18 protein-coding genes and 1 tRNA gene are annotated in these 17,710 nt (G+C 67.0%); 10 read left to right on the forward strand and 9 right to left on the reverse strand.

What is annotated here, in order from left to right; genetic code table 11:
• Nucleotides 1-664: 664 nt before the first annotated feature.
• Entirely contained in the window at nt 665-1,333 is a 669-nt protein-coding gene (locus tag ACFWO8_RS23690) for an arsenate reductase ArsC (protein ID WP_378961633.1), read from the forward strand.
• A gap of 266 nt (nt 1,334-1,599) precedes the next feature.
• On the opposite strand, the gene ACFWO8_RS23695 is transcribed toward ACFWO8_RS23690, so the two are convergent.
• The 4 genes from ACFWO8_RS23695 to ACFWO8_RS23710 form a co-directional block, all read right to left on the reverse strand.
• Nucleotides 1,600-2,304: a GntR family transcriptional regulator gene (locus ACFWO8_RS23695; protein WP_378961638.1), complete on the reverse strand. Its 705-nt coding sequence runs from the start codon at nt 2,302-2,304 to the stop codon at nt 1,600-1,602.
• A gap of 384 nt (nt 2,305-2,688) precedes the next feature.
• Nucleotides 2,689-2,762 (reverse strand) — tRNA-Pro (locus ACFWO8_RS23700).
• Between the two features lie 67 nt (nt 2,763-2,829).
• A complete protein-coding gene (locus ACFWO8_RS23705) occupies nt 2,830-4,416 on the reverse strand; it encodes a hypothetical protein (protein WP_378961646.1) in 1,587 nt (528 codons plus the stop codon).
• A 49-nt stretch (nt 4,417-4,465) separates the two neighbouring features.
• Complete coding sequence (locus tag ACFWO8_RS23710) at nt 4,466-5,428, reverse strand: metallophosphoesterase (protein WP_378961652.1); 963 nt, start codon at nt 5,426-5,428, stop codon at nt 4,466-4,468.
• 122 nt (nt 5,429-5,550) lie between these two features.
• Between ACFWO8_RS23710 and ACFWO8_RS23715 the strand changes: the two genes are divergently transcribed.
• Nucleotides 5,551-6,015 carry a GatB/YqeY domain-containing protein gene (locus tag ACFWO8_RS23715; RefSeq protein ID WP_378961661.1) on the forward strand — a complete coding sequence of 155 codons (465 nt, stop codon included), beginning with the start codon at nt 5,551-5,553 and terminating at the stop codon, nt 6,013-6,015.
• Nucleotides 6,016-6,063: 48 nt separating this feature from the next.
• Here the strand turns inward: ACFWO8_RS23715 and ACFWO8_RS23720 are convergent, their stop codons facing one another.
• Complete coding sequence (locus ACFWO8_RS23720) at nt 6,064-8,442, reverse strand: penicillin-binding protein (protein WP_378961672.1); 2,379 nt, start codon at nt 8,440-8,442, stop codon at nt 6,064-6,066.
• A 372-nt stretch (nt 8,443-8,814) separates the two neighbouring features.
• Between ACFWO8_RS23720 and ACFWO8_RS23725 the strand changes: the two genes are divergently transcribed.
• Nucleotides 8,815-9,138 (forward strand): WhiB family transcriptional regulator, encoded by a 324-nt coding sequence (locus ACFWO8_RS23725; protein ID WP_056821932.1) that lies wholly within the window; start codon nt 8,815-8,817, stop codon nt 9,136-9,138.
• 113 nt (nt 9,139-9,251) lie between these two features.
• On the opposite strand, the gene ACFWO8_RS23730 is transcribed toward ACFWO8_RS23725, so the two are convergent.
• Nucleotides 9,252-10,385 carry an ArsA family ATPase gene (locus tag ACFWO8_RS23730; RefSeq protein ID WP_378961685.1) on the reverse strand — a complete coding sequence of 378 codons (1,134 nt, stop codon included), beginning with the start codon at nt 10,383-10,385 and terminating at the stop codon, nt 9,252-9,254.
• Nucleotides 10,382-11,419 carry an ArsA family ATPase gene (locus ACFWO8_RS23735; protein ID WP_378961701.1) on the reverse strand — a complete coding sequence of 346 codons (1,038 nt, stop codon included), beginning with the start codon at nt 11,417-11,419 and terminating at the stop codon, nt 10,382-10,384. The genes ACFWO8_RS23730 and ACFWO8_RS23735 overlap by 4 nt, the downstream gene beginning before the upstream one ends.
• A 59-nt stretch (nt 11,420-11,478) precedes the next feature.
• On the opposite strand from ACFWO8_RS23735, the gene ACFWO8_RS23740 reads away from it, so the two are divergent.
• The 3 genes from ACFWO8_RS23740 to ACFWO8_RS23750 are packed head-to-tail and all read left to right on the forward strand — an operon-like array spanning nt 11,479 to nt 12,908.
• Nucleotides 11,479-11,640 carry a DUF4177 domain-containing protein gene (locus ACFWO8_RS23740; protein WP_101464811.1) on the forward strand — a complete coding sequence of 54 codons (162 nt, stop codon included), beginning with the start codon at nt 11,479-11,481 and terminating at the stop codon, nt 11,638-11,640.
• A 2-nt stretch (nt 11,641-11,642) separates the two neighbouring features.
• A complete protein-coding gene (locus tag ACFWO8_RS23745) occupies nt 11,643-12,104 on the forward strand; it encodes a RidA family protein (RefSeq protein ID WP_211300352.1) in 462 nt (153 codons plus the stop codon).
• Between the two features lie 9 nt (nt 12,105-12,113).
• Nucleotides 12,114-12,908, forward strand: coding sequence for an MBL fold metallo-hydrolase (locus ACFWO8_RS23750; protein ID WP_378961727.1), 795 nt, complete (start codon nt 12,114-12,116; stop codon nt 12,906-12,908).
• Between the two features lie 171 nt (nt 12,909-13,079).
• Here ACFWO8_RS23750 and ACFWO8_RS23755 read toward each other — a convergent pair whose 3' ends face one another.
• Together ACFWO8_RS23755 and ACFWO8_RS23760 are read right to left on the reverse strand one after the other, a co-directional pair.
• A complete protein-coding gene (locus ACFWO8_RS23755) occupies nt 13,080-13,754 on the reverse strand; it encodes a Crp/Fnr family transcriptional regulator (RefSeq protein ID WP_040703546.1) in 675 nt (224 codons plus the stop codon).
• 134 nt (nt 13,755-13,888) lie between these two features.
• Nucleotides 13,889-14,116, reverse strand: coding sequence for a hypothetical protein (locus ACFWO8_RS23760; RefSeq protein WP_378961736.1), 228 nt, complete (start codon nt 14,114-14,116; stop codon nt 13,889-13,891).
• Between the two features lie 182 nt (nt 14,117-14,298).
• Between ACFWO8_RS23760 and nth the strand changes: the two genes are divergently transcribed.
• The 4 genes from nth to ACFWO8_RS23780 are packed head-to-tail and all read left to right on the forward strand — an operon-like array spanning nt 14,299 to nt 17,693.
• Entirely contained in the window at nt 14,299-15,057 is a 759-nt protein-coding gene (gene nth, locus ACFWO8_RS23765) for an endonuclease III (RefSeq protein WP_378962744.1), read from the forward strand.
• A complete protein-coding gene (locus ACFWO8_RS23770; RefSeq protein WP_378961742.1) occupies nt 15,054-15,734 on the forward strand; it encodes a TlpA family protein disulfide reductase in 681 nt (226 codons plus the stop codon). Before nth ends, ACFWO8_RS23770 begins: the two co-directional genes overlap by 4 nt.
• A 40-nt stretch (nt 15,735-15,774) precedes the next feature.
• Nucleotides 15,775-16,503 (forward strand): NUDIX hydrolase, encoded by a 729-nt coding sequence (locus ACFWO8_RS23775; protein WP_378961756.1) that lies wholly within the window; start codon nt 15,775-15,777, stop codon nt 16,501-16,503.
• Nucleotides 16,500-17,693: a MarP family serine protease gene (locus ACFWO8_RS23780; protein ID WP_378961778.1), complete on the forward strand. Its 1,194-nt coding sequence runs from the start codon at nt 16,500-16,502 to the stop codon at nt 17,691-17,693. Before ACFWO8_RS23775 ends, ACFWO8_RS23780 begins: the two co-directional genes overlap by 4 nt.
• Nucleotides 17,694-17,710: the final 17 nt, after the last annotated feature.

Genomic DNA, 17,710 nt, shown 5'->3' on the forward strand with positions numbered 1-17,710 from the left:
GGTGACCTGGCGGCGTTCGCTGGGGCCGACGCCCCACAAGCGCCTCTCGGCGGGTGGTCGCTCGTAGCGACAAAAGGGGTGAGGCCCGGGGCTGTTCGGACGTCGACTCCCGTGTTCAACCGCGGTCGGCGGTGAACTATTCCGACGGCTCGATGTGATCCGCGCAACGCACGAGGCAGGTACCGCGAAAGGTGTACCTGCCTCGTGTCATAGCAGGGCAAAGGGCCTGGTTCGGGGCTCTTTCGTGGTCGGTGTCAGTGGGTCAGAAGTTGCTGAACCAGTACAGGATGCTTGCCAGCAACCAGACGATCGCGGTTTCCATCGTCGTTCTCCTTGCGTCGGTACTTCCATCATCGCCGAAGACGTGCGTTCGCCGACAAGTTGTTCTTAAGAAGCTCTAGAGACCGACACCGCATTGTTGCTTCAGACACCGGAACAACCGGGTCCGATCGGTCTCGAGGGGTGATCGGCCGGACCCGGCGGTGCAGACCAGAAGGTGGCTCTTCCAGACGCTGAAGACGCACTGCCGACGGTAACCACACCGACGGGCTGGGCCGAGGATGTTCCATGACGTGTCGTCGGGTACGCGGACCGGGCCGGTCTGATCGAGGGGTGATCGGCCCGGCCGTTTGCGTATGGCCCGGATTCGGGTAAGGGTTGTGGGGTGGTCGATATTGCGGAGCACTCCGACGCGCTCGACCGTGCTGAGGTGCGGCTGCGCGAAGAATTCGCGACAATGTTCGAGCTGGAGACGATCCATCGTTTCCTGCATTCCTCCTACGAGAACTTCGCCGCCAGGGCGACGGTGACCCTGTACTTACCGCTGCTGGCCGAGCGATTCGGGCGGCAGCGCTTGCAGGCGCTGGCCAAGATCGAGGGCAAGGTGGCCCAGCCGCGCCCGACGGTGCTGTTCCTGTGTACGCACAACGCGGGCCGCTCGCAGATGGCGCTCGGCTTCTTCGAGGAGCTGGCGCTGGGCCGGGCGGTGGCCTGGTCGGGTGGGTCGGTGCCGAGTGGGCAGCTCAATCCGTCCGCGGTGGCGGTGATGGCGGAGGTCGGCGTCGATATCTCGCGCGAGTATCCGAAGCCGTGGACCGATGAGATCATCCGCGCCGCCGACGTGATCGTCACGATGGGTTGCGGCGATACGTGTCCGCTGGTGCCGGGGGTGCGCTACGAGGAGTGGATCATCGAGGATCCGGCCGGGCTGGAGGTCGAGCAGGTGCGGCCCATCCGCGACGACATCGGTCATCGCGTGACCGGCCTGCTCGCCGAGCTCGGCATCGACGTCACCGATCCCGTTGATACGCCACCCAACTCCCGTACCGCGTGATGTCGGTGGTGCCTAGCTCCTGATCATGCAGGGCAGCAACAGTTTCGGTGAAGGCTGCCGGGCTCTGTGGCTCGAGGTCTTCGGGTCGGGGGATTGCGATCTTGGGCACGGCGGATACTCCGAGTCGGACGTCGGCTGGCCACTCGCGGGTCGCGAGAATCCTTGCCCGCCAGCACCTTTCTAGCGGTGACGGCCAGGTCCAGCGGCAGTTTCCATTGCCGCATAAGCGAATTCAGGACAGCCGGCAATGGTGATCACTAACGGCTCTATTCGCTGAGGGACATGGCGGCAACGGCACGGGAAATGCGCTCGAGCACCACATCCAGCGAATCGCCGATGTGGGTGTGCAAGAGCCGCTGAGCCAGCGTGAGGTCATCGGCGAGGACCGCGTCGAGAATGCCGAGGTGCTCGCTGATCGTGGTCTCGATGCGGTTGTTGATCATGAAGTCGTACATGCGCACATGCCGGATCCGGGAGTTCACCGCCACCAGGGCGCGCACCATCTCGGCATTGCCCGCCGCGGTCAGCAGCGCGACATGGAATTCCTCGTCGACGACGACGAAACCCGGCTCCTGGACGGGCGGGTCGGCCTGCAGGGTCAGCCATTTCTGCCGCTCGGCGCGCAGCAGCGCGGTGTCGTGGGTGATCCGCGGATCCGCCCGCACGCGCGTCATCCCACCCAGTTCCAGGGTCAGCCGTAGCTCGTAGAGATCGCGAATCCGCGCCACACTCGGCCGCACCGGGCTGAACCCGAACTCCTCACGCTGCAACAGCCCGTCGGAGCAGAGCATCGTGAGCGCCTCCCGAACCGGCGTGCGGGAGATCCCGAACCTGGTCGACAGTTTCGGCTCGGTGAGTCGCTCCCCGAACCGGATATCCCCGTTCATCAACTCCCCCCGCAACGTCGAATACACGACGTCGCGCAACGGCCTTCCCGAGCCATCTCCCGGTGCATCCACCCTTGTCGACATGGGTGTATACGCTATCGACCGCTAATTTCTATCGAATGGCAGAAAGTAAGCGCCACGTTATCCCCTGCTCACACCGGCACCCTCACCACGCAGGGCCGCGCGCCGCGAGAACTTCTCAACCAACCCCGAACACGCAGGCAACCCCACCCACCACGCAGACGCCCACACTCGAACCACGAGCCCACCGTCGCGCTCCCACTCCGCTCACCCCGGAAGGGCGACCCACATGAGCCCCACCATCCTGGCCCTCATCCTCGGCCTGATCTCCCTCACGGCCATCACCATCTGCTGGCCGAACCCCCTCGACCGCAAACCCCCTCAGACAAGCGAAGAGCCCCTGACCAGTGAACTGATCAGGGGCTCTTCTGTGTCTCAACCAACACGTCGGGGTGACAGGATTTGAACCTGCGACCTCTTCGTCCCGAACGAAGCGCGCTACCAAGCTGCGCCACACCCCGTGAGGCGAACCTGAAGTAGCTTACAACGTGGGGTCGTGAAACGTTAAATTGGCTGGTCAGGTGGGGGCTAGTCGAGGGATCTGATGGTGCTGAAGATGCGTTTGGCCGTTGCGGTGTCGATGGCTCCGGGGACGCCGGTGTCGGCGACCATGACCATGACGAAGCTGCCGTCCTTGGCGCCTTTGAAGGCGTAGGTGTAAACGGAGTAGGTGGCGGCGCAGCCGGATTTGGGGGCGGGGACGGTGCCGGTGGTCTCGGTGAACATGCCCTCGGTTTTGCCGTCGATCGACTTCAGGGGCTGGGCGGGCCCGGGGGTGCCCTGGGAGCCCTGGTAGGCGAGGGGGGCGGCTTTGATGCCGAGTTCGGCGCCCGCGGCGGCGTTGTCGGCGTTTTTGGAGCCGGTGAGCAGCGACATGGTGCGGGTGGAGTTGGGGCAGTAGTCGCGGCCGTCGGAGGCGTAGCCCTTGCCGATCACGGAGTCGCCGGGCGGTTCGCCGACGCCGCCGATGGTGGTTTCGGAGGCGACCTTCCAGCCTGCCGGGACGTCGTAGGCGGCGCCACGGTCGGGGGAGGCGACTACCTGGTAGCCCTCGATGAGGGGTTTGCGATTCGATGCGGCACCCGAGGGGGGCGTAGTGCTGGGTTCGGTTTTGCTCGACGAGGTCGGCTTAGGGGTGGTCGACAGGGCGCTGACCATCGACGGAGTGGCGCCCGCGGTGTTGGTCGGTGCGTTGTCGCCGCGAGTCAGTGCGACCGCGGTGATCGTGCCGCCGACCAGGAGCAGCGCCGCGACCCCGGCCGCGGCCCAGATCGCCGCCTTGTTTCCGGATTTCTGGCTGGGCGGGAAGGGCTGGCCGTAGGACTGGACGCTGCGGTGGTCCAGTGGCGGGATTTCGCCGTATTGCTGCGGCACCGGCTGCTGCCAACTCGGTGCGCCGACCCTGGTCGGGTCGGTATGCCCCGCCGGTGTGCCCCATTGCTGCTGGCCGGGCTGTTGCGGAGCGGCCCCCCAAGGTTGCTGGCTACCTGCGGCAGGAGCGCCCCACTGCTGGCCGGGAGGAACCGGCGCGCCCCACTGGCCGGGAGGCTGTTGTCCGGCAGGTGGATTCATGCCCGGTTGCGGATCCGCGGGCTGCCCATGCTGGGCCGGAAGCTGTTGTCCGGTAGGCGGATTCATGCCCGGTTGCGGAGCCGCGGGCTGCCACTGCTGGCCCGGAGGATGTTGTCCCGCCGGGGGGTTCATGCCGGGCTGCCATGGCTGATTCGAACCCGGCTGGCCTGCAGGCGGATTCGCTCCCGGCCAGGGCAGGGGTGGCTGATGGAGCTGGGTCGGGTCGCCCTGCCCTGGCGGTGGACCTTGTTGTCCCGCAGCGGGATTGCCGGGATCCTGCCAATCCTGCGGGCCCGCGGGAGCCCAGGAGGTGGGCTCGGGCAGGCCGGGCGGTGGGCCGGAGCCGTCCCAGCGCAGCGTCGGCGGGAGGCCGGTGCTGCCCGGTGTCCAGACCGCGGTGGGGTCAGGTGTGCCCTGATTCGGTTGTCCCGCAACTGGATCAGGCGAACCGGGCCGCTGCCACTGCTGGTCGGGCTGGTTCGGTGCGCCGGGCCCGCCGAATACGGTCGGGTCGTCGCGCCTGTCGTCGGATCCACTGCTCACGGTCGTCTCCTGATGACACCTCAATGAAAATGTCGTTCGGAGCCAGACCCTAGCGGGCTACGGCCTCCGAGGTCGAAATGCCGAAGCCGGTGTCGGCGGAGGGCCGCTTGGGCTGGGCGCCGACCAAAGTCAGCAGCGTGGCTTCGGGGCGGCAGCAGAAGCGGTAGGGCGCCCACGGGGAGGTGCCGATGCCCGCCGAGACGTGCAACTGGGTGTGCTCGCCCCACTGGGAGGCGCCCTTCACGCGCGACTTGTCGATGCCGCAGTTGGTGACCAGCGCGCCGTAACCGGGGACGACCAGCTGCCCACCGTGCGTGTGACCGGCCAGCACCAGGTCGTAGCCGTCTTCGGCGAAACGATCGAGCACGCGCGGCTCGGGCGAGTGCGTGACACCGATACTGAGCTGCGCCAGCTGGTTCGGTGCGCCCGCGACGGTCTCGTAGCGGTCGCGCTGCAGGTGCGGGTCGTCGACGCCGGCACTGGCGATGCGGATACCCGCCACCTCGAGGTCGCGCCGGGTGTGGGTCAGGTCGAGCCAGCCGCGTTCGGTGAATGCCGCGCGCAGGTCCTTCCACGGCAGCGGATCGCCGTAGACGCGACGGTGATCTTTCTTGAAATACTTCAGCGGATTCTTCGGCACCGGCGCGAAATAGTCATTCGAACCGAACACGAACAAGCCCGGTCGAGCCAGCAGCGCACCGAGGGATTGCACCACGGCGGGCACGGCCTTGGGATGGGAAAGATTGTCGCCGGTATTCACGACCAGGTCGGGTTCGAGCCGGTCGAGTTCGCGCAGCCACTGCTGTTTGAGCTGCTGGCCCGGCATCATATGCAGGTCACTGACGTGCAGAATGCGCAACGTCGGCGACCCGGGCGCCAGCACCGGCATCGTGGCTTCACGCAGGACGAACGCGTTCCGTTCGATCAGCGTGGCGTAGCCGATGCCTGCGACGGCGGCCCCAGCGGCTCCCAACGCGGTTCGGCGGACAGCGGACGTCGAGATAACGGGCATTTGCCCAGCATAGGCGACCCCCTCCCGGATCGGCGCGTGTGTTTCCGCACAAACGGTCTGGAATTTTCTCCGCGACGGAAATGTGATGGGAGTCCGGAGAGCGAACGACTACGGTAAACCGCATGTCGGAACTGAAAGCCAAGCTGCGCGCGGATATGACCTCCGCGATGAAAGCCAAGGACAAACTGCGTCTCGCGACCCTGCGGATGCTGCTCGCCGCTATCCAGACTTCCGAGGTCTCCGGTACGGAGGCGCACGAACTCTCCGATAACGATGTCGTGTCGCTGTTGCAGAAGGAAGCGAAGAAGCGCAACGAGGCGGCGGTGATCTACGAGCAGAACGGTCGCGGTGAACTGGCCGCGAACGAGCGCGCCGAAGAGCAGATCATCGAGGAGTACCTGCCGACTCAGCTCGACGACGCCGAGGTGGCGCAGGTTGCCGATACCGCGATCGCCCAGGTCGCCGAGCAGCTCGGTGCGCGCCCTGGGATGAAGCAGATGGGTCAGGTCATGAAGGTCGCCACCGAACTGGCCGCCGGTAAGGCCGACGGGTCCCGGATCTCCGCCGCGGTCAAAGCCCGGCTCTGAAACAGGAATGGCCGCCGTCCGAATCGGACGGCGGCCATTTTCGTGTGACTAGCGCGGCACCGGGATGGGGATCGGTGGCAGGCGCGGAATCTGCGGCAGCCCCGGAATCACCGGTGCTGGCGCGGCGGGCGGGGGAGTCGTCGGCGCGGGCACCCGGACGGTCCCGTCACTGATGTAGATCGTGACCACCGAGCCCGGAATGGCCGAGCCGTTCGGTGAACTGCCCATCACCGTGCCCTTGGCCTGTGAACCGGCTCCTGTCACCGCCGAGACCTGGAAGCCTGCACCGGACAGGATCGAGGTGGCCTCGCCCTGCGACTTGCCCGCGACATCGGGGACCTGGGAGTTGTTCGCGCCACGGACGTACTTGTCGTCCAGCGGCGGCAGCGCGGCAGGCGGGTATCGGTCCATCAACGGCTTGATGGCGTTGAACCAGGTGCGGGCCGGTTCATTACCGCCGAACAGGCCGGAGGCATTACTGGCGCCGCAGTTGCGCAGCGGGAACGAGCAGATCTCCCCGGGGGTCGGGCTGTCGCCGTAGACGTAGACCGACGATGCCAGCGAGTTGGTGAAGCCGACGAACGCCGAGGAACGGTGGCTTTCGGTGGTACCCGTCTTGCCCGACATCGGCGCCGACCAACCCACGCTGCGCGCCGCACCCGCGGCGGTACCGCTGACGTCGTCCTTGCTCATGGCGTTGGCGAGGGTGTTGGCCAGACCGGGGTCGACTACCTGCTCACAGGCCTGCTGGGTGAGCGGAACAGCCTTACCGTTGCGGTCGAGAACTTCCTTGATCGGCGAGGGCGGGCACCACTTGCCGCCGGAGCTGAGCGTGGCGGCGACATTCGACAGTTCGAGCGGGTTGATCGCGAACGGGCCGAGGGTGAACGAACCCATGTTGTTGTTCTTGATGTGGTCGGCCAGGCTCGTCTTGCCGTGGCCGGAGGTGCCCGGTTCGGCGTAGGCCCGCATGCCGAGGCGCACAGCCATGTCCACCGCGGCCTCGACACCCACGTCCTGGATCATCTTCACGAAGGCGGTGTTGGGCGAGGTCGCGAGCGCGTCGGTCACCGACATCGATCCCGGGTAGTTACCGGCGTTCTTGACGCACCACGAGTCGGCTGGGCAGCCCGGCGAGTTCGAGTAGCCCATGCCCTTGGCAGCGTAGGTGCCCGGCACATCGATCTGGGCGGCGATGCCGAGGCCCTTCTCCATCGCGGCGGCGGTGGTGAAGAGCTTGAAGATCGAGCCCGCGCCGTCACCGACCATCGAGTACGGCTGGCCGAGCAGCGTCTCGTTGGCGTCACGGTTGAGGCCGTAGGTGCGGCTCGACGCCATCGCGAGAACCGCGTGCGAATCCTGACCGGGCGCGATTACCGACATGACCTCGGCGATGTTGTCGAGGTTGGGGTCGGCCTGCTCGTTCACCGAACGCTTCACCGATTCCTGCAGCACCGGATCGAGGGTGGTCTTGATCAGGTAGCCGCCCTTGTCGATCTGCTCGCGACTGATCCCGGCCTCTGTGAGGTACTCCAGCGCGTAGTCGCAGAAGAAGCCTTTGTCGTTGGCGGCGATGCACCCGCGCGGTAGACCCTTGGGCTCGGGCAGCACGCCGAGCGGTTCGGCCTTGGCCTTGCTGAACTCCGCGGCGCGGTGCGGGATGTTCTGGATCAGCGTGTCGAGCACGGTGTTGCGGCGATCGGTGACGCCGGTGACGTTGGTGTAGGGGTTCAGCTTGGAACTGGACTGCACCATGCCCGCCAGCATCGCCGACTGGGTGATGTTGAGCTGGGACGCGTCGATACCGAAGTAGGTCTGGGCGGCGTCCTGGATGCCGTAGGAGCCGTTGCCGAAGGGCACCAGGTTCAGATAGCGGGTGAGGATCTCGTCCTTGGACAGCTCGCGGTCCAGGGTGAGCGCCATCCGGATCTCGCGCAGCTTGCGCGCCGGTGTGGTCTCGATCGCGGCGCGGCGCTCGGCGTCGGTCTTGGCGACCACGAGCAGGTTGAAGTTCTTCACGTACTGCTGGTCCAGGGTCGACGCGCCCTGCTGCACTTCACCGGAGGAGGTGTTGGTGAGGAACGCGCGCAGCGTGCCCTGCCAGTCCACGCCCTTGTGATCGGCGAAGCGCTTGTCCTCGATGGACACGATCGCCAGCTTCATGTTGTTGGAGATGCGATCGCTCGGCACCTCGAAGCGGCGTTGCTCGTAGAGCCACGCCAGGGGCGATCCGTTCGCGTCGACCATGGTCGACACGGCGGGGACGGTGCCCTCCACCAGTTCGGCTGAGACGTTGTCGACGGCATCGGCGGCGCGGTTGGAGATGAACCCGAATCCACCGGCCAAGGGGAACAACAGCCCAGCGACAAGCACGGCGGCCAGCGCGCAGCTGCCGGCCAGCCTCGCGAGCGTTTGAGTGATCGGCACGAGCCCAGCCTAAAGGGTGGCGTGGCGAGGTTCACTGCTGTGCTGCTCGACGGGGAATGTCCGGGCGGTGCCAGGGGGGTTGCTCGGGCGTGTCAACAAAATGATCACATCGGCGTGTCGCGACCGGCCACGCCGGTGAACAGCACTACTGCGCCGTTCTGGCCCGATTTGAATGGACGCCCGTACCAAAAAATCGGGGGGCGGTCTTGCGTAACCGCCATACCTTTACCTAGATTGAGAACCCAGTGTGATAGAGCTAACACTCAAAGTGGAATGTGGTGCGGAACGCAGCGGTAGTTGGGTTGCTGTGATCCGCGCTCGCGATTCTGGAGCGCCGCACAACGGTGTTCGGACTGCAAAGGGGCACATCAAATGCACATCACAACCCCCATCGCTCGACTGGATGTAGAGCAGGCCGAGGCAAGGATCGCTTGGGTTGCCCAGGCGCGATGCAAGGAAGTGGACCCTGATCAGCTGTTCGTTCGCGGTGCGGCCCAGCGCAAGGCGGCAACGATCTGCCGCCACTGCCCGGTGCTGATGCAGTGCGGTGCCGATGCGCTCGACAACCGGGTCGAGTTCGGTGTGTGGGGCGGGATGACCGAGCGGCAGCGGCGTGCGCTGCTCAAACAGCATCCCGACGTGACGTCGTGGGCGGAATTCTTCAACGCCCAGCGCCAGCATCAGGTGGCTATCTAGCAGTCGAGACCGGACCGTTATCACAAACGGCGCCGAGACCGCGTGGTTTGCGGAATCGGCGCCGTTGGTGAGTGTTACCGGATTGTGAGCTATAGCGGATTTGTCTGAATCGATCAGGCCGAAGCCGGGGTACCTGTCAGCTGATCGGCGACCGCGCGCAGTGCTTCGAGGTCGGAGACCTCGAAGGGCAGCGCCGTCACCGAGACGATCTGTACACGCGGATGCGCACCGGTGAAGCGATGCAGCAGCCGCCGCTCCCGCGCCGCCGTCGACACCCGATCCGCGTGGATGCGCAGCACCGAGGCGGTCAGCGGGTCCGAATCGGCCAGCTGGTCCGAGGCGGTCAGCGCGTGATCACCGGACAGCTCCGAGAGCGCGGGGTGCGTCCGGTTCAGCACCAGCCCGGCCAGCGGCATCTTCTCGGTCGAGAGCCGGTCGACGAAGAACGACGCCTCGCGCAGCGCGTCCGGCTCGGGCGCGGCGACCACCAGGAAATGGGTGCCCGGCTTGGACAGCATCGCGAAGGTGCGCTCGGCCCGGTCCTGGAACCCACCGAACAGCGATTCCAGCGACTGCAGGAACGTCGAGGCGTCCTTGAGCATCTGCCCGCCGACGATGGTCGACACCCCGCGCATCGCCAGGCTCATCGCCCCGGTGACGAACCGGCCGACACCGCGCCCCGGCGCCATGATCAACCGGATCATCTTGCCGTTGAGGAAGGTGCCGAGCCGCTTGGGCGCGTCGAGGAAATCCAGCGCGTTGCGCGAGGGCGGAGTGTCGACCACGATGAGGTCCCACTCCTTGCGCGCGGCCAGCTGGCCGAGCTTCTCCATCGCCATGTACTCCTGCGTGCCACCGAACGAGGACGCCACCGTCTGATAGATCGGATTGGCGAAGATCTGCTCGGCCTTGTCCGCGCTGGTGTGCTCGAGCACCATGTCGTCGAAGGTGCGGCGCATGTTCAGCATCATCGCGTGCAGCTCGCCCGGGACCTCGTGATCGAGTTGCACCCGCTGCGGGGTGTTGTCCAGCTCGGCCACGCCGAGCGACTGCGCCAGCCTGCGCGCCGGATCGATGGTCAGTACCACCACCTTGCGGCCCGATTCCGCCGCTCGCAGCGCGATCGAGGCCGCGGTGGTGGTCTTGCCGACCCCGCCGGACCCGCAGCACACGATCACCTTGGCGCTCGGATCGGCGATGATCTTCGAAACGTCCAATAAGGGCGGGGTGGAAACGTGCTCGCTCATCGGACTCCCTGCGCGGATAGCTGTTCGGCCAGTTCATAGAGGCCGCCCAGGTCGATGCCGTCGCCGAGGGCGGGCAGGGACAGCTGGGGGACATCGATCAGCGCCAGTTCGGCGGCGCTCGCGTTCTGCGCGGTGAGCACCGTCGCGTGGTCGACCGTTTCGGCGATCAGACCGTCGAAGTCCGATTCGGACAGGGTGATTCCGGCCTTCGCCAGGCCGGCGGCGATGGCGGCGGTGTCGAGTTCGCCCGCGACGGCCGTGTCGCGCTCGGCCGGGGCGAGTTCGGCGGTGGCCGCCCGGTTGACGATCACCGTGCCGATCCGCAGATCGTCGGCGGTGAGTTCGGTGATCGCGTCGGCGGTCTCCTGCACCGGCAGCGCCTCGAGCAGCGTCACCAGGTGGATCATCGTCTGATCGGAGTGCAGCAGGCTGGACACGCCCTCGGCCTGCGAGGCGATCGGGCCGCCCTTGGCGATCTCGGCCATGGCCGTGGTGACGTCGAGGAAGCCGGCGATCCGGCCGGTCGGCGGCGCGTCGACGACGATGTCGTCATAGGCGGGCTTGCCGTCCTTGCCGGTGCGGACCACGCATTCTTTGATCTTGCCGGTGAGGATCACATCGCGCAGACCAGGCGCAATGGTGGTGACGAACTCGATGGCGCCCATCCGGCGCATCGCCCGGCCCGCGAAGCCGAGGTTGTAGAACATGTCGAGGTATTCGAGGAACGCGTACTCGATGTCCAGTGCCAGCGCCGTCACTTCGCCCCCGCCGTCGGCGCTGGCGATATGGGTCTCGGTGGGCGGCAACGGTGGCCGGTCGAACAATTGCGCGATGGACTGGCGACTCTCGACCTCGACCAGCAGCACTTTGCGTCCCCCAGCGGCGAGCGCGAGTGCGAGTGCGGCCGAAACGGTCGACTTGCCGGTGCCTCCCTTGCCGGTCACGTAGTGCAAGCGGGCCTTGGCCGCGCGCTGTGGCCATCCGGTCGACGGTTCGGGAACCGACGAAACCGGCTCTGCTGTTGGTGCTCCCACGTCGCCGAGCCTATAACCCGTTTCTCACAGGCGTTCGGGGTGAGTCCTAAACTCACACCATGAGTGAAGTCACCCTGTGGGAGTACGCGACCGTGCCGCTGTTGACGCACGCGACAAAGCAGATCCTCGACCAGTGGGGGTCCGACGGCTGGGAGCTGGTCTCGGTGCTGCCCGGCCCGACCGGCGAACAGCACGTGGCCTACCTGAAGCGGCAGAAGTAACCATGGCCACCGCGTGGAAGGACGCGCTCGACCGGCTCGGTGTCACACTGCCACCGGTCGCCGCCCCTGTCGCGGCCTACATCCCCGCCGTGCGCACCGGTTCGCTGGTGTACACCTCCGGCCAGCTGCCCTTCGTCGACGGTGAATTGTCGGCGGTCGGCAAGGTCGGGGCCGAGGTGGATGTGGAGCAGGCCAAGGAGGCGGCTCGGCTGTGCGCGTTGAACGCGCTCGCGGCCGTGCACGATCTGGTCGGGCTCGACCAGGTGGTGCGGATCGTGAAGGTCGTCGGATTCGTCGCCTCGGCGCCGGGCTTCAGCGATCAGCCGATCGTGATCAACGGCGCGTCGGAATTCCTCGGTGAGGTCTTCGGCGAGGCGGGCGTGCACGCGCGCTCGGCGGTCGGCGTCTCGGAACTGCCCAAGAACACACCCGTCGAGGTGGAATTGATCGTCGAGGTCGGATAGGCAGCCGTCATGGCACTGGAACATCCCGCGTACGGCCAAGTCAGACAGGTCACCCCGACGGCATCGGTACTACTGGCCGACAATCCTGGTCAGATGACGCTCGACGGCACCAACACCTGGCTGCTGCGCGGCCCGGACAGCGACTCCTTTGTGGTCGTCGACCCGGGACCGAAAGACAAGAAGCACACCGCCGACATCGTCGAGGCCACCGGCGGCCGGATCGCGCTGACCCTGATCACCCATCACCATCACGATCACACCGGCGGTATCGATCACCTGGTGAAGGCCACCGGGACGCCGGTGCGTTCGGTGGACCCGGCGTATCTGCGCGGTGCGGTCGTGCCGTTGGCCGACGGCGAGGTCATCGAGGTCGCCGGTCTGCGGATCACGGTGCTCGGCACGCCGGGTCACACCACCGATTCGGTGAGCCTGCTGCTCGACGACGCGGTGCTCACCGGTGACACGGTCCTCGGCCGTGGCACCACCGTGCTCGAATCCGCTCCCGGCGCGCTGGCGAACTTCCTCGCGTCGCTGGAAAAGCTGCGTGAGCTCGGCGCGGGCAAGGCATTACTGCCTGCGCACGGGCCGGATCATCCCGATGCGACACCGGTCGCGCAGTACTACCTCGACCATCGGCGCGAGCGGCTCGATCAAGTGCGGGCTGCGCTGGTGGAGCTGGGTTCGGGCGCGGGCGCTTTCGCGGTGGTCCGCAAGGTGTACGCCGATGTGGACAAACGGCTGTGGCCCGCTGCGCGTAGTTCCGTGCAGGCGCAGCTGGAATACCTGCGAGCCGAACAGAACTGATCCCCACTCGATCGCCGACGCGCTCGCTCCGTCGGCGATCGAGCTATGTCCGGGCCAGGAACGCAGACGTCCCGGCACGGCGAAACCGCGATGGTGTGGACGAGGCCCTCTCCTCGTGAGCCCACACACAGACGCGGCCCCGCTGTACCGGGACGACCTCGTGTTCGAACGTCAGCGAGCGCGACGTGCCAGACGCTCGGAATCCGAGATCAGCACGCTCTTGCCCTCGAGGCGCAGCCACCCGCGATGAGCGAAGTCGGCGAGCGCCTTGTTGACGGTTTCCCGGGAAGCACCGACCAGCTGGGCGATCTCTTCCTGGGTCAGGTCGTGGGTCACGCGTAGCGCGCCCGCTTCCTGGGTGCCGAAACGCTGTGCGAGCTGCAGCAGCGCCTTGGCGACGCGACCTGGCACGTCGGTGAAGATCAGGTCGGCGAGGTTGTTGTTGGTGCGGCGAAGGCGTCGTGCCAGCACGCGCAGCAGCTGCTCAGCGATCTCGGGGCGCTGATCGATCCACGACTTGAGAGCGTCGCGATCCATCGTCACGGCGCGGACCTCGGTGACCGTGGTCGCGGTCGAGGTACGCGGGCCCGGGTCGAAGATCGACAGTTCACCGAACATGTCGGACGGACCCATGATGGTCAGCAGGTTTTCCCTGCCGTCCGGGGACCGTCGGCCGATCTTCACCTTGCCCGTCGTGATGATGTACAGCCGATCGCCGGGTTCGCCCTCGTTGAAGATGACGTGGCCGCGCGGAAAATCTACGGGCTGCAGCTGCTTGGCGAGCGCGGCCACCGCGGTGGGCTCGACGCCTTGGAAGATGCCTGCTCTGGCGAGGGCCTCGTCCACGAATGTGCTCCTTATGGGATATGGCTTGCGAACCTGGTCGAGCGAATCGACCAACCGCGCAGTCTACGCGGCAATCCGGCACCGCAGTGACAGACACCACGTAAAGAGTGGATTGCGCTCTGTGAATCGATCGTTTAGCTCGCCCGGGCAACGTCCATTTCGGAGGTCCGGGAACGGCGTTTGCGCACGCGCGCCACGGCGGCGGGCAGGCCGAGCTTCGTCAGCTCTTTCACTTCGGCGTTGCTGGCGCTGTCCAGGTACTGCTGAACCTCTTCGTCGGGTTCGAGAAGCTTTCGGAGCCGATTCTCGACCCGCTCCATCCCCAGCGCGAACAGCATCAACAGCACTGGGAAGAGCACCACAGCGAGTCCTTGCATGACTGGCAGTAAACACGGTCCAGGTCTCAGATGGAACACAGCGGGCAAACTGGCCGGGCAATGTTGTCGTAGCGGTTCCGTATGGTGAAGCAGTGCCCGTTTCCCCTGCCCCCGCTGCCGCCGGCGATGCCGATCCGGCAGTGGTTACGGCTGCCGCGCCCACCGGAATTTCGGCTGCCCGCAAGCGCAAGAACCGTGCGATAGCTGCGGAAACGCGGATCGGACTGGTCCGCCGAGCCCGCCGGATCAACCGCACGCTCGCCGAGGCGTTCCCCGGGGCGCACTGCGAGCTCGACTTCACCACCCCACTGGAACTGGCCGTCGCGACGATCCTGTCCGCCCAGTGCACCGACGTGCGGGTGAACCTCACCACTCCGGCGCTGTTCGCGAAGTACCGCAGTGCCTACGACTACGCGCAGGCCAACCGGGTGGAGCTGGAGGAATACATCAGGGCCACCGGCTTCTACCGGAACAAGACCAGTTCGCTGATGGGGCTCGGCCAGGCGCTGGTCGAAAAATACGACGGTGAGTTGCCTCACACTCTGGACGAATTGGTGAAATTGCCCGGGATCGGGCGCAAGACCGCCAACGTCATCCTCGGCAACGCGTTCGAGGTGCCGGGTATCACCGTCGACACCCACTTCGGCCGGCTGGTGCGCCGCTGGCAGTGGACCGACGAAGAAGATCCGGTCAAGGTCGAGCACGCGGTCGGCGCGCTGTTCGAGCGCAAGGACTGGACGATGCTCTCGCACCGGGTGATCTTCCAGGGGCGTCGGGTGTGCCATGCGCGCAAGCCGGCCTGCGGCGCGTGCGTGCTCGCTGACGACTGCCCGTCGTTCGGGCTCGGTCCGACCGATCCGGCGGTGGCCGCGGAGTTGGTGAAGGGCCCGGAGCGCGAACACCTGCTGAACATGGTCGGCCTGTGAGCGGAGCCTCGCTGCTGCGGCGGCCCGAATTGCGCTGGGTGCTCGCCGCGGTGATCTTGGTCGTCGCCGCGACGGTGGCACTGTGGCCGCGCGAGGGTTCCGAGTCCACTGGCACTATTTCGCAGACAACGCGACAGACGTCGGGCGTGTCGGCCGAGGAACGAGCAGCAGCGGAACTCGCACCCTGCCCGGCTACGCAAGCATCTGTGTCGGGCCCACAGCCGACCGCGCAGACGCAAGCGGCGGGGTCGGGACCGTTGGCCGGGCTTCAGCTCACCTGCCTGGCCGATGGCAAGCCGACGGACCTGGCTGCCGCGCTGGCGGGAAAGCCCGCGCTACTCAATCTGTGGGCCTACTGGTGTGGCCCCTGCGCCACCGAGTTGCCCCACCTGCAGGAATTCGCGCAGCGGGCGGGCTCGGCACTAACGGTCATGACCGTGCACAGTGATCCCGGCGAGGCGATGGCACTGTCTCGGCTGAGCGGACTCGGCATCACCCTGCCCGGTGTCGAGGATCCGGAGGCCGCCGTGCGCAGTGCGGTCGGTGCGCCCGCGGTACTGCCCGTTTCGGTGCTCGTGCGGGCCGACGGCACCATCGCGAGTGTGGAGGTGCGTACCTTTGCCGACGTGGCCGACATCGCGGATACGGTATCCGCGAAGCTGGGGGTCACGGTATGACAGAGGACGTAACAGTGGCGTGCGGATCGAAGGCGATGGCGTGAACGATGTAGCGAGGCTCGACGATTCCGGCCTGCCCTCCTGGCTGCGCCACGCGATCAGATCCGGTGGCCACGACGCCGACGACACTCTCGCTACCTCCCGCGCACTACGCCGGGCCATGTCGATCACCGGCAAACCACGCCAGGCCGCCGTCCTCGTGCTGTTCGGCGGTTCGCCCGAGTCCGACGAGTCAGCGCCCGGCGGCCTGCCCGCCGACGCCGACGTCCTGCTCACCCAACGCGCCTCGACCATGCGCCAGCACCGCGGCCAGATCGCGTTCCCCGGCGGCGCCGAGGATCCCGGCGACGGCGGCCCGGTCGGCACCGCGCTGCGCGAGGCCGCCGAGGAAACCGGTCTCGACCCCGCGGGTGTTCAGCCGTTCGCCCTGCTGCCGAAACTGTTCGTCCCGCCGTCGAAATTCGACGTCACTCCGGTGCTCGGCTACTGGCGGGCACCCAGCGCGGTCCGGGTCGTCGATCAGGGCGAAACCGAGCGTGTCGTGCGTGTGCCGCTCACCGAATTGCTAGATCCGGCACACAGATTCATGGTGCGTGGCAGTCTCGGCTACCAGAGCCCCGCGTTCCAGGTCGACGGCATGCTGGTGTGGGGACTCACCGGCGGTATTCTCGCCGGCATCATCAAATCCGCTGGGTGGGAACGAAACTGGGATCGGGGCGACGTGCGTGACCTGGAGAGCTCGCTGGCTGCGGTCGGAATGACCCTGTGAGCCCCTCGGTATGGCTCGACATCGCGGTGGTATTGATCGCGCTGGTCGCGGCGTCCACCGGGTGGCGGCAGGGCGCGGTGGCGTCGGCGCTGGCGTTCTTCGGGGTCGCGCTCGGCGCGGTAGCGGGCATTCTGATCGCGCCGCACATCCTCAAACACCTCAGTGAGGGCCGCAGCCGGGTGCTCGGCGGCATCCTGCTGATCGTGCTGCTGGTGATCGTCGGCGAGGTCGCGGGCATGGTGCTCGGCCGCGCCGCGCGCACCAGCATCAGGCAGCCGGTCGCGCGCAGTGTGGACAGCGTCGTCGGCGCGGTGTTACAGGCGGTGACCGTGCTGGTCGCGGCCTGGCTGCTCGCGTTGCCGCTGGCCACCGCGTCCCAACCCGCCGTCGCCGCCGCGATCAACGGGTCCAGGGTGCTCGCCGACGTCAACTCCGTCGCGCCGGACTGGTTGCGCAAGGTACCCAACGAGTTCTCCAAGCTGCTCGACACTTCCGGACTGCCCGACGTGATCGGGCCGTTCGGCCGAGCGCCGATCGCCGCCGTCGAACCGCCTGATCCGTCAGTGTTGGCGAGTCCGGTCGCGGCTTCGCTGCAGCAGAGCGTGCTGCGCATCCGGGGCACGGCCCCCAGTTGCCAGCGGGCGCTCGAGGGTTCGGGCTTCGTCGTCGCGCCGGAACGCGTGATGACCAACGCGCACGTCGTCGCGGGCACCAACACTGTGTCGGTCGATACCCCGCGCGGCGCCCTCGATGCCACCGTGGTGCTGTTCGATCCGTCCAAGGACATCGCGGTCCTGGCCGTACCGGGGCTCACCTCGCCGGTCCTGGACCCTGCCCCCGAGCCCGCGAGTTCGGGCGAGAGCGCGATCGTGCTCGGCTACCCCGGTGGTGGCCCGTACACGGCCAGCGCCGCCCGAGTCCGCGCGACCCTCGACCTCACCGGCCCGACCATCCACCGCGACGGTGAGGTCGAACGTGAGGTGTACACCGTCCGCGGCCAGGTCCGCGCCGGCAACTCGGGCGGACCACTGGTCGACGCCGAGGGCAAACTGCTCGGCGTGGTCTTCGGTGCGGCCGTCACCGACGACGACACCGGCTACGTCCTGACCCTGAACGAGGTCGCGCCCGAATTGGCCGCAGCCGCCCCGAGCAGCACCAAGGTGGACACGGGCGGCTGTGTACTGAGCTGAGCTAGCTCGTCCCGGGT

The sequence above is a fragment of the Nocardia sp. NPDC058480 genome (genome assembly GCF_042720495.1).
GTDB lineage: Bacteria > Actinomycetota > Actinomycetes > Mycobacteriales > Mycobacteriaceae > Nocardia.

Bases quoted from the DNA above. Each gene is read 5' to 3' on its own strand.
- ACFWO8_RS23695 (WP_378961638.1), bottom strand. From the start codon at position 2,304: ATGTCGACAAGGGTGGATGCACCGGGAGATGGCTCGGGAAGGCCGTTG.
- ACFWO8_RS23710 (WP_378961652.1), bottom strand. From the start codon at position 5,428: ATGCCCGTTATCTCGACGTCCGCTGTCCGCCGAACCGCGTTGGGAGCC.
- ACFWO8_RS23715 (WP_378961661.1), top strand. From the start codon at position 5,551: ATGTCGGAACTGAAAGCCAAGCTGCGCGCGGATATGACCTCCGCGATG.
- ACFWO8_RS23725 (WP_056821932.1), top strand. From the start codon at position 8,815: ATGCACATCACAACCCCCATCGCTCGACTGGATGTAGAGCAGGCCGAG.
- ACFWO8_RS23730 (WP_378961685.1), bottom strand. From the start codon at position 10,385: ATGAGCGAGCACGTTTCCACCCCGCCCTTATTGGACGTTTCGAAGATC.
- ACFWO8_RS23740 (WP_101464811.1), top strand. From the start codon at position 11,479: ATGAGTGAAGTCACCCTGTGGGAGTACGCGACCGTGCCGCTGTTGACG.
- ACFWO8_RS23745 (WP_211300352.1), top strand. From the start codon at position 11,643: ATGGCCACCGCGTGGAAGGACGCGCTCGACCGGCTCGGTGTCACACTG.
- ACFWO8_RS23750 (WP_378961727.1), top strand. From the start codon at position 12,114: ATGGCACTGGAACATCCCGCGTACGGCCAAGTCAGACAGGTCACCCCG.